The following is an 11,980-nucleotide window of genomic DNA, read 5'->3' on the forward strand; positions in this document are numbered from 1 at the left end:
TTCAGGCAATTACAACCAAATTTTTGGGTTGAAGGCATCCGCCGATTTTAGGTTTTTTTTGGCGGATGGGTAGGTGTCGGGTTCGCCGCTGGCTTACTGCCCCAGATTAAATTTCATCTGAATGCCACCTGAAGCGCTGGAACGGTAATAGGTGGTGGAAACCAATGGATCGTTGAAGGTTTTGTCAAAATAAAACGTGAGGTTCAGGCGATTGCTGACCATATATTGGATGGTTGGGTGCAGCTGAAAATAAACGTTTCCTGCTATTGGCACGTTTTCCCCATCAAAATTCCTTTGTATCGAACGTGTATCCTTGTAGGTGAGCCCTAGCTGAAAGGTCATATCGTTTTTCAGGGTCCTTTTTACGCCATTCACTTTAAACGGCAGCGGTGTGTTATTTTTTGTAAAACCGATGTTCAGGGTCATGTCCTGATTGAAAAGCTCGGCAACCTGCGAATTGGATAAATTCAAAGCGATATTGCGGTCGCGGTTGTATTCGATTTTGGCGCTGATCTTACTGATCGTCCTGAATTCGATCCCGATCAGCGGCTGAAATTTTTCGGAAAGTGTAATGGTACTCATCACAAATACGGGCACATACGCACCCACATCATTGACGATGGAAGACAATGGATAACCGGTAACGGCCAGATTCACATACAAAGCCTCGTAGTCGAGCGAGGAAGTGAAGTTTCCAACGCTATAAGTGGAAAGGTATTTATGTCTGAGTGAGAGCGAACTGAACCATTGTTTAAACAGAGGAAGCTGCGCCAGCCCGGTATAGTTCACCTCCCAGTTGGGCATTGGCAAGCTCAAGAATGGGTTTACTTTGACCTTATTGGGATCTTTGCCCCGGTAGGCTGCTGAAAACGCGGCTATGAGCACATCCTGGGAATTTTCCTGGTAGGCGCCACCGTTTCCGTTTTCTCCGTTCAGTCTGTTTCTGACAATGCTCCTGTATGCTCTGAACTTCTCAAAGATCGGGGACGAATTGTCGCTTTTGATGCTTGCAAATGCGGTTCTCCAGGAAATAAACGACATGCTGAAGGAACCCGTTCTGACACCGCTCCGATGCGCAAATGATCCTGAAAGCGTGTCCATCTGATAAATTTCCTGGTAGGCGTCCTGTCTCGTATACCGGGCATCGAGGGTGATCCGGAGATCTTTAAAAGGCTCGATCGCGATATCGGCGGAGAAGTTTTTTGCCGCGGTTTGCTGGAAATATTGATTCTGCTCCACACTTCGGGTTATCCATCCTTTATCCGCCGCTTTCACCTGAAAATGGCGGTCCTGCTTTCCCAGCACGAAGCCCAACCCAGGGGCCCCTGCGTTATCGAGACCGAAATATTTAGGGCTTCTGAGATATCCAGGCAGCGAAGTGGTTTCCTTGACGGAATAGGAATAGCTGATGCCTCTAACGGCCATTAGTAAACGTGTGGCGCTTTTGAGGAAATTGACCTGGTTGTAACTGACTTCTTCTACGTCGCCCGGGCTTCTCGCAAAATTCTTCCGGGCGGTAGTCGGGGTATTGGCGAATTTCAGATAGCGGAGTTTATTATACAACAAAACCAGGTCCACCCTGCCAGAGAGCCCCCTGTCCCTGCTGTTGCCGATCACGTCGCCGTACAGCACGCCGCTCGAATCTTTCAAACCTGACGTATTTGCCCGGTAACTGTATCCGACCGCATGTTTGTAATCAGCCGTCATCCAGTCCAGAACCGGTATTTTGGCCAGGGGTAACCGGTACGTGAAGACGATTTGCTGCTCGAAATTCTTGATCCTTCCCATTTTTTTGATGTTTGACCAGATCGAATCTCTTTTTTGCTGCGTGTTCAAATCCCCTTCGGGTTCGTCGATAATTGCATTGGTCGTGGCAGAATAGGTGAGTGTCATGTTACGCGTCAGGTTCCATGCAAGGTCGTAATACCGGTTAAACCAAAACGATTTCTGGTAGGTTGGCGAGACCCCTTCGGTCGTTAGGTCCGCGTTCCTCAACTGGGTTTTCTGAAACTTCCTGTCTATGTCCGTACGGACAGAAACCATATTGGGCAGTAACGTTACATTGAATTCTTTTACAAATTCTCCCCACCGGTTTTGCGTTCGCCAGTTTTTGAACGGTTCAAATGATTTCGGCTGACTGCTGAACATATAATGGATTGCCCCGGCATACGACTTCTGCTTGTATTCCTGTGTCAGGATATTCCGGCGTTTGTCGTCGCTGAAGGAATAGCTGAATGTGAAGTTTTCAAAGTCGTAAAAATGACCCTTCGCACCGGCTTTGGTCTTCGTTTTTCGGACATTGGTGAAATTGATTCCGCGCTTTACCGAATTCTCTTCCACCATTTTACTGTAAACTTCGCGCTCCTCGTCCGTCTGTAAGTTGGCCAGTGTCGTGCTGAGCGGTGTGTCCGGGTTCAGCGGATCAAAGTGAGGTTTCACATTCCTTCGGTCGTAGCTCACGAACATGGGGACCGTGAATCCCCATCGCGTCGGCAACAATTTGTCCAGCGAAACATGGGAGGACAATCCATACTCCAGGGTGAGATTTTGAGACCGCTCGGCTATTTTTGTCTGCACGCTGCCAAAGCCGAACGTTTCAATTTTTCCCGAAGCCGACAGGGTCGCGAAGTCGGCGAGCTTAAGATTCAGCTGTGACACAGCTGCCATGCCGCCGGTATCGTCAAATCCTTCCACGTGCATTTCATCCACCCAGATGCAGAAAGTTTTTGCCGCCTGGTCGCTGGACCGGGGATTACGCATGCCGATCATCATCACTTTCACCGCACTCAGGTCGGGGTTGCCCAATACGGATAAATGATATAACCCGTCCTGGGTGGTCATGGTGTAAGGAACGCTGAGGTTTTTGTCTGTCTGGCGGTTCCTCTCGGATTTGGCCGCGACCAGGTCCGCCAGGGCAATGTTGATCTCATTTGCTTCCGGCCAGACATCTCCCGCCGCGGTGGCGGCCGGCCTGGTGGCAAGCAGCTTCGGTATTTCTATTTCGTAATAATGCTGCGTCAGGTCTGTCCCGATCCGCAGAAATGCCCCGGCCATATAGTCTTCGTCCTGATCATTTTGCATGTGTATGTACATGCGCAGGCGTTTTCGGAAAAGCAGGTTGAGATTAACGTTTTTATAAACAGCCCGGGCATCGCCGTCGCGCAGACCGGTCACACACAAGCTCATGGATTGCTCGTTCAAAAGCACTGCGGGCGTCTGCGTGTTATCCTGGTCCCTGACCCATCCGGGCGGCAGGGTGTATTGATATTTCCGGCCGGAGCCTGTCGTGCTGGATGAACTATTCTCTTCGATACTCACCGTCCCAATGGTCAGATTGGCATCATAGGGTTCCGGAATCTCTTGCAGGCCACTGGCCGACAGGTCGTTCGTGTAAGCGCGGTACTGCTGTCCAACGAGCTGAAGTTCGGCAAATCGCAGCACAACCGGCTGTTCAAATCCAGACAAATACATTCTGATAAAACGGATGGATTTGAAACCATCGATAGACCCGACCTTACTTGTAAAATCAGCTATGGGAACCCGGAATAAATACCAGTTCTGCCCGTCGGTGACTGTTTTGTCGACAATATAGCCGCTGCCAACAGCCAGCTTCTCAGGCTTCAGGTCAATTTCATACTCAAAATAGGCTTCCGTATCATTAATCGTCTGGTCCGCATTCAGATCTTCACTGTCAGGCAGATTGGACGAAGCTGGCGTGACCGAGCCGTCCTGGGAGCTCACAGGGGAATTATTCTCCATACCCCCATAATTTTTGTAGCGTTCCAAAACCTTGAGATTGGCTGCGTCCAGCTCATCGCCCAGATAAAACCTGAAATCATCCGCAGAAGGGTCGGCTATTATTCTGCTTCTAGCTTCTTCCGACAAATTCGCGGGCAATCGGTCCAGGTAGTTTTTGTAAAAAGCACTTTCTTCCGCATTGCTCAACCCGTCCAATCCCACATCCTGTTTCGGCCGGGCGCCATCTTCGTTGGTAAAAGCGTTAATGACATATTGAGATTTAGTAACATAACCCCAGGTTGTTGAATCCACATTATCGCCCCTGATCTTTGCAGTGAGCGGCAGCCCGTTTTCAAAGTTATAGCGCTCGTCGGGAAGTACGTCTTCTGAAATGTCGCCGAGATTAAAAACAAGCTTTCCGCCGGTTGTATTTCTTTTGTTCTCAAAGCCGTCCCTGACGATACCTTTGGTTTCATCCTTGATAAAAGGGTCGAGCATCCAGAACTCGATGGCCTTGATGTTGGCATTGTCAAAGTCGTTATCGGAGGTGATCGCCCTGGTTAAGCCACCGAAATTCTCCAACGGAGATTTAAGACGCCCGTCTGAGGCCAGGTTGGTGTTGTAATTGTACATTCCGCGTTCGCTGGGATAATAGGCGACGTCCAATATGCTTTGCGGATAAGTTACCAGGCCGCTGACCGACCGGTTCGGAAAAATTTCTGTGGGTAAAAATTGCCGCTCATAGAAATTGGCCCTGTCGGCATCGTCCAGATTGGAGGGGACCTTATACCCACCGCCCAGCGATGAAGAACCGCTGAAAACATTGTCGATCACATAAGCCGAAATCTTGGCCCTCTTGTAGGCATACGCCAAAGAACCGCCATTTTCAACGCCGTTCCGGAATTTGGAAGGTACCGAGGCAAGCCGCCATTGCGAGGGTTGCTGCGTCAGGCTGTATACCATCTTACCCGATTCAAAATCGTCGACCAAGGACCGCTTATCAACGCTTTTGGAAACGCCTGGGAAAAGTTTTGCTACTTCTCCCTTCCACTGAAACGATGACATTTCCTTGGTCTGGAGAAAGGGAAGTTTGTCGAGAAACTTCGTGAGGAACGGAAGATCTTTCCTCACGTTGGCATCAAAGCCGATCATCGTATTGTTAACCGGCTCATTCCCGATTGAAACGCGCGTGAGATAGCCTGCGGGCTTTTCTTTATAGGTCATCGCCGTAAACCCGAAACGCATATCCCTGTTCAGCGTATAATCCAGGCGGGTGCCGGCAAGGGTACGCGTCTGACTTTGAAATAAATCCGGACGCTCATATTCGATAACGATTTCCCTTCCTGAGCTCAGGATCCCAGCATTCATGATCCTGAGCTGGCCAAGCCCGGCTTCCACCACATAGTCGGACCCGGCCGACAGGGAAATACCGCCTGAGGTTACCGTTACAGAAGACTCGACTACATTGTAGGGCAGCTGGACCGTTGTGCCGCCGCTGGATTGATATGAACCTTTCAGATAAAACTTGTTCTTGTCGGCAACTTGCTGTGCGTCGCCCATTGTTTTGTCGTACAATTCACTGTAGACATATTTTGCTTTGAACACATCCTCCCCGGTGCCGAATTTGCCCGCAAGCGTAGTCCCAAACGGCTCCAAAACGGGGAAAATGACCCTGCCCGTTGCACTGCTGATGGTGACATTCTCTATGTAATCAAAATTACCATCCGGGTTCAGCTCATTGGAGGAGTTGAGCCTGTCGAGCCCGACAAGCCTGATGAGCGGCAAATTGGCAATGCTGCTTTCCTGCAGGCTGGGATTGTCAATGCCACTCTGGTCGTCCTTGTAAATGACGCGCAGCGTGAAATTTTCTTGTTCTATCTGGGTTGTTCCGAGGGAGTAAATATTCTTCATCATTAAATCCCACATCGGCAGGTCCAGGTGATTGCGGATGCTGGAAGATTTCAGCAGCTTCAGAACAATTACCTCATCATCCTTTCGGTTCTGATAATCTTCGGTGAGCTCGCCCACCTGGTACGATTTACCATTGAGCGTATACTCATAAGAAACAGCCAGAACTTCATCGTTTCTGAGTGCCGCGGTCAGCGACACATAGCCCAGCTGCGGATGGAAAGTATAGTCAATTCCTGCAGCCAGCTTTTTAGATCCCCGGAGCAGCTCATAATCCACCGTTTTCTCAAAACCCAGTCCGCTGATCACCGAATTGGCATTGTCGACCTGGCGAAAATTCTCGTTTGATTTGAGCTTGCTGTATAGTCCGTTCGTTGCGTTATCGACGGGCAATTGTGCCCTTACCGGCGCCAGGTTCGGGTTGGTGGCCTGGTGCGGGACGGGTTCGGCCAGATCGGAAAAACCGATGATATTCCGCCGGGTGTCGGTACTGGCGGTCCTGTTTGTTACATACACCTCAACGCGGCTGATCGTGACGCCCGAGGTAATCATCGGGGTTGTTCGCAGCGATTTTTCATAATTATTGCGAAAGTATTGAGAGAGAAAGAAGTGCCTGTTTTCATCGTAGGTCCCGGCGCTCAGCTCGAAATCCCGGCTGTGCGCACCGCCTTTTAATGTAATGCGCTCTTTACTGGACCGCTGCTGGGAAGCTACAAAAGTGGCACCCAGCCTGCCGAATTGGAAATCGGCCTTTACGCCGAAGAGATTCTGAACACCCGGTATCAGCTGACTGTTGATCGCCCAGTTAATGTTGCCGGCTTCCACTTTTTTGACAAAGCTATGTTCCGGGTTCTTGTAATTCAGCTTAATGGCATTCTCAAAGTTAAAGTTGGCCTTGGTGTCGTAATTGGTTTGAAATCCGAGCAGGTCTCCGAGTTTAGCGTCAAAATTGATGCTGATCTGCTCGTTGAAAACAAACTGGGTATTACGCCGCTGACTGATGGGGACGGACGGGTTATCTGAAAACTGATGCATGAGGCCCAGATCGAGCGAAACAAAACCTGTGGGCTTAAAATCGAGGAATTGGTCACCCATCAAGTTGGCAATGCTCGCCGGCATTTCTAGTTTGGGAAGTATACCGCTCCCTGGCCTGCCGGAGGCGTTTTCTTTCAAAATACTTCTGAACGCCCTTTCTTCCTGGATTTGCTCATAAGCTTCCCGATCCATCAGTTGTGGGAACCGGTAACGCATCTGTCCGGCCTTCGTCCGGATCAGCTCTTCGGTGATGATACGGCCCGAACTGTCCAGCATGATGCTGGTGGATATATCAGCTGGGTCGTTCAAATAAAAAACGGAACGGGGAGGCGGCTGAACGAACCGGTTGGTGTAATAATCCATCCAGCGCATCAGCACCTGGTTATTCAATCTTGCAATTGATGACCGGGTCACCGACCGGGTCGCCGACCGGGTCACCGACCGGGTCGAATCTACAAGCGTATCTCCTGGTGGGACTGTCTTAGGGTAGGATAGGGGCTTACTTCTTTCCGCACTGGCTGTTGCAAACAGGATGGTAACAGCCGAAAAAGTCACAGCCTTGCCCAGGTAAGAAGAAATCGTCGATACCACTGCAAATACCTTATTAAATCAGATGAGGTATCGGTTTATTCAAATGATGTCTATGTTTTAGCTCCAGAAAAGACCCAATCAGAAATAATATTTCTTCCCTCGGCCTGTTACGGCGGCCACATTGAAGAAGCCCACGACGGTCGACCCGTTTGCGTTGGTGTTGACGATGTTGGTGGAGACATTCGCCAGCGGGGCGGAGGTGAACAGCTCCGAAATCCCTCCCATCCGGTCGGCCTGCGAAACGACCTCGGCTAGGTAGTTGAATGAAACCAGGTTGATGGAATGGATCTCCACATAGATAGAATCCCCGTTAACCAAAGGAGATACCGGCCTGTCGTCGTCGTCCAGGTCGTCTGCATTGATCCCCACCCTGATCGGCGAAATGAAAGTCACGCCATCGAAGCCGCTGCCCGACGAGGTACCTGCGTCGTAGGCGGTGGTGATTTCACTTGCTTTATTGAGCAGGTTTCCGTTTTTATAAGCTCTGATCCAGTATGTATCCCCCTTCCCCGCGGGATCTGTTGCCCAGAATTCGGCACGGTAAGTGTCATCCATGATACCCACTCCCTCCTGGTAAGACAGGGTAAGGCTATCCACCGGAGGGACGCGTTTCATAACAGAAGTAGCCGTGTAAGTTTCCCCATTGTAAATTACTTTCAATGTATAGCTTTTGCCGACAGCCCCAAGTGTTTCTCCATTGGCCGGCTGCCAGCTGTACGCACCATTTACGCTTTTGGTATCCTCGGTAAATTCATATACGCGTCCCTCGTTGTCGGTCACAGTTACCAACGCCCCGGAAGCAACAGGCGGCAGGTTTTGATTGTCAAAATAGTCCTGGGTGAGGGTTAAATAAATGTGCTGCGTTTCAGGTTTGTTGTTAATCCACGCGTCTATATTGAGTATGGGATCCGCCGAGGAAGTCGTCAAATCAATTTCATCGTCGCAAGCCCACAAAAGCGGAATGCTGCATAAGCACAGGTACCTCACACAGGTTTGAATGGCAGTCGGAATCATATCGGATTTATGCTATTATTAAAATTTAAAGTTGTAGGAAACAGACGGGACCATGGACCCGATGATCGATACCCGGTGTGCCTGCGTCTGTATCGGCTGATAGGTCGTAACACGGTCCGACGACTGGGTAAAATAGGTTGAAAAAGCATTGCGGCGGCCATACACATTGTAAATCGAGAAAACCCAGTAATCGTGGTTTTTCCGGGGCATGCCGTTCTTTTTCAGTGCTTTCCCTTCCATTCTCAGCGACAGGTCGAGGCGGTGGTAGGGCGTAAGGCGCGCATCGTTGCGCGCGTTGTTGGTATTGTAGGGAATCAGTACACCCTGCGATAGGTAACGCTGATTGGGGTAGGTTGTCGGTGTTCCGGTTGTAAACGCAAAGTCCGCGGTGGTGGACCATTTCGGGTTAATGGTATAGGAAGCCACCACCTTTAAATTGTGGGTTTGGTCGAAGCGGGTAGGGTACCACTTACCATTGTTGATCCCGTCTACTTTCAGTTCCGAGCGGCTCAGCGTATAACTGACCCAACCTGTGATGAGCCCTTTTTTCTTTTGAAGATAGAGTTCCAATCCGTAAGCCCTTCCGTTACCGCTGAGCAAGTCGCCCTCCAGACGGTCGTTGTTCAGCAGCTCTGCCCCGTTGATATAGTCAATCTCGTTCACGGTATTGCGGTAAAATGTTTCTGCCGAGAACTCGTACTCGGCATTCTGCCCCAGGTCGCTGAAATAGCCCAGCGTGTACTGGTTACCCACGGCGGGCTTCACGTTATTGGTGCTTGGCGTCCATATATTGAGGGGGTTGGAGGCGCTGGTATTGGAAATAAAATGGACATACTGGGCCGTCCGGCTGAAACTTGCTTTGACGGATGTCCGCTCATTGACCTGATATTTGGCCGAAACCCGCGGCTCGGGGTTGCTGTACGATGCGATGGATTCCCCGCTTTTGTACTGCCGTTCGGCGATGGCGGTCCGCTTTCTGCCCGGGATGGTGTCATTGTAAGTATAGGCGGTGCCAGGCCCCAGGTAATTGAAAGAAGAAAAGCGGATCCCGTACTGGACTTCCAGCCTGGAGCCGACTTTCAGCCGATGGCTGAGGTAGCCTGCCAGCTCCAGAGCGTATTTTTTGGGCTGGCTGCTATCCACCGTTTCCCCATTGGTCGTCCCTACCGTATTGGAAGGGTTGAACTGGTAATAAGAACTTTCCAGGCCGAATTTTAATTCTGAATTGCTGTTGATGAAATAGCTGAAATCAGGCTTTAAAACATAATTGCTGATCGAGGAGCTCCAGCTGTACCTGTTATTGTCATCCTGGTTGAAACCGAGGTTATAATTGTAATTGCTGAATACCGCCGAAACGTTGGCGAACAACTTGCTGTTGATGACCGTGTTCCACCGTAATGTCCCGGATTTGTTGCCCCAGTTAAACTTGGCGTCGTCCGACAGCCCGAAATTGTCGCGACCGAAAAAACCGGAGAGATACAGGCGGTTTTTCTGGTTTAATGTATAATTGGTTTTCAGGGTTATATCGTAAAAATTTAGCCCGAAATTGTTGCTGGTCAAAAGCTTGGACAGCCCGTCGATGTACGATCTGCGTACGGCTATCAGATAGGAAGATTTGCCTTCGACGAGAGGCCCCTGGACAGCCAGCCTGCTGAAAATAAACCCGACACCTCCGTCTACCTCTGTCTTTTTATTGTTTCCTTCCTTCAATCGGACATCTAGCACGGAACTGATCCGGCCCCCGTATTCGGCCGGGATCGCCCCCTTATAGAGTTTTACATCTTTCACCGCATCGGGATTAAAGACCGAAAAGAAACCCAGCATGTGTGAGGAGTTGTATACCGGGGCCTCGTCGAGCAGCACGAGATTTTGACCGACACTTCCTCCTCTGACATTGAACCCTGATGAACCTTCTCCCACCTGACTGACCCCGGGCAAAAACTGCAGACTTTTGACAATGTCGACTTCGCCCATCAAGGCCGGAAGCTTTTGAATGGTTTTTATATCCATTTTATTGACACTCATTTCAAAATTCCGGGAGGTGGAAATTCTGCTTTCATCAACGATTTTGACCTCATCCAGGACCCTGGCCAGAACGGGCAATTCGATGTCGAGGGTAACATTGCTGCCGAGTACAATCTCTTTCACTACTTTTTCATAACCTATATACGAGTATTCCAATGTGTAGGAACCCCGCGGCAGGGTAATAGAGTAAAAACCATAGACGTTGGTCACGGCACCAGACGACTGGCTCTCCTTTACAAAGATGCTCGCCCCGATCAGGGTTTCCCCGTTGGCTTTATCCTTCATCGTTCCGCTGATGGTAAACTTGTTTTGTCCCAGGGCCGTGGTAGCGTTTGTAACGAAAAACAGTACAATTACACCAAAGGCTGCAAAGGGAAAGGGAATAGAAAACTTGTTCATTTTTTATAACTAAGGGGAAACGGAAGCTTTTTCAAACTGTTTGCATTGATGACGTAGCCTAAACCGACATTGAGGTTAAACCCTCTGATCGCATCGACTTTACCGGCACTTTCAAAATTTGCGGAATGCAGGTACCGGAGGTGGGCACCGAATGTGAAGCGCTTCGTGAACCTGAGGTCAATGCCGGTGCCGATCGTGGTATGGAAAACCATCCTCATTTCGGCATTCAGATTGGGCCGTACGCCCGAGGTCATGGAACCGGGATTCATTTTGCCGCCAAACACCATCACCTGCATGATACCGGATCCCAGCATAAAATAAGGATGGGCTCTGACCCTCGGAAGGGCATATTTAAAACCCAGCGTAAGGGGCATGATCATTCCCCCGCCCGTCCGGATACTGCCACTCGTGGTCGCTTCCTGGGTTTGCGGGACTTTTAGCCTTCCTATGTCAATAAACCAGGCCATGGAATCATTCATCCATTTCGTCAGATGGATATCCAGAAAGGAATGGGATTTATATAGCTTGGCATAGGTCCCGTCCGAAATGTCCGTCCGTACGGAGCCCAGCATGGCGAAGCCGCCGTATCTGACCTCGATGACCACTCTGTTATGCAGCCTGTACCCTTTGAGAGAGTCTATCGGGTCCATCTTCTTTTTTGCCGTGGGGTCGCTCCACAACGAATAAGTCGTATCGGCTTGAACAGGCTTCTTGAGTAAATTTTGGACACCGCCGAGGACTGCTGCACTGTCACGGTCAATGCCTGGTTTCCAGGTTTCAAATCCGGTCAGTGCCTTCGGATACTGCTTTTGGAAGCTTTGTACGATGCATTCGTTTTCCTTGTCTGCGACAACGAACACCCGGTTCCGGTCGTGGTGAAAGTTCTTGTAAGTCTCTGAAAGAATAAATTCCAGGAACTGAATGTCATTTTCAACCAGGGCCTCGTCGTTGCATTTCCATTCACTTTTGACGGCGTTTGGAAAAATGAAAATCGTTGGTTCCTTCGTCGATTTCCACGCGGCTTTTGAAAAAGCGTCCCGGGCCGTTTCCCCGTTCTTATGCAAAATGATCACAACGGGCTTATTGCTATTGTAGTCGTTGTTGATACTATTGGAATAATAAAGATAACTTCGGTTGACGCCTTCAACAGCATGCACAAAAACACGTTGTGCTAACCCTTCGACTGAAATGAACGCAAATAAAAAAATGAGTATTCGAGCTTGCTGCTTCTTTAGAAATAGCGGCATAAATAGGAGTATGTAATGCTTGA

At 49.7% G+C, this 11,980-nt stretch carries 4 protein-coding genes; all 4 read right to left on the reverse strand.

Features of this window, described 5'->3' with window-relative positions; all coding sequences use genetic code 11:
- Window positions 1-93: 93 nt before the first annotated feature.
- The gene (gene sov / locus AC1XUF_RS26175) at window positions 94-7,272 is read right to left on the reverse strand and encodes a T9SS outer membrane translocon Sov/SprA (protein ID WP_483344821.1); all 7,179 of its coding nucleotides are present in this window, start codon (window positions 7,270-7,272) and stop codon (window positions 94-96) included.
- Window positions 7,273-7,350: 78 nt separating this feature from the next.
- The gene (locus AC1XUF_RS26180; RefSeq protein ID WP_483344822.1) at window positions 7,351-8,286 is read right to left on the reverse strand and encodes a DUF4249 domain-containing protein; all 936 of its coding nucleotides are present in this window, start codon (window positions 8,284-8,286) and stop codon (window positions 7,351-7,353) included.
- An 18-nt stretch (window positions 8,287-8,304) separates the two neighbouring features.
- A complete protein-coding gene (locus AC1XUF_RS26185; protein ID WP_483344823.1) occupies window positions 8,305-10,710 on the reverse strand; it encodes a TonB-dependent receptor in 2,406 nt (801 codons plus the stop codon).
- Complete coding sequence (locus AC1XUF_RS26190) at window positions 10,707-11,957, reverse strand: hypothetical protein (protein ID WP_483344824.1); 1,251 nt, start codon at window positions 11,955-11,957, stop codon at window positions 10,707-10,709. The genes AC1XUF_RS26185 and AC1XUF_RS26190 overlap by 4 nt, the downstream gene beginning before the upstream one ends.
- Window positions 11,958-11,980: the final 23 nt, after the last annotated feature.

Source organism: Dyadobacter sp. HNCC25DJ185 (genome assembly GCF_056895195.1).

Excerpts from the sequence above, each read along its gene's own strand:
- AC1XUF_RS26190 (WP_483344824.1), bottom strand. The coding sequence starts at position 11,957 with ATGCCGCTATTTCTAAAGAAGCAGCAAGCTCGAATACTCATTTTTTTA.
- AC1XUF_RS26180 (WP_483344822.1), bottom strand. The coding sequence starts at position 8,286 with ATGATTCCGACTGCCATTCAAACCTGTGTGAGGTACCTGTGCTTATGC.
- AC1XUF_RS26185 (WP_483344823.1), bottom strand. The coding sequence starts at position 10,710 with ATGAACAAGTTTTCTATTCCCTTTCCCTTTGCAGCCTTTGGTGTAATT.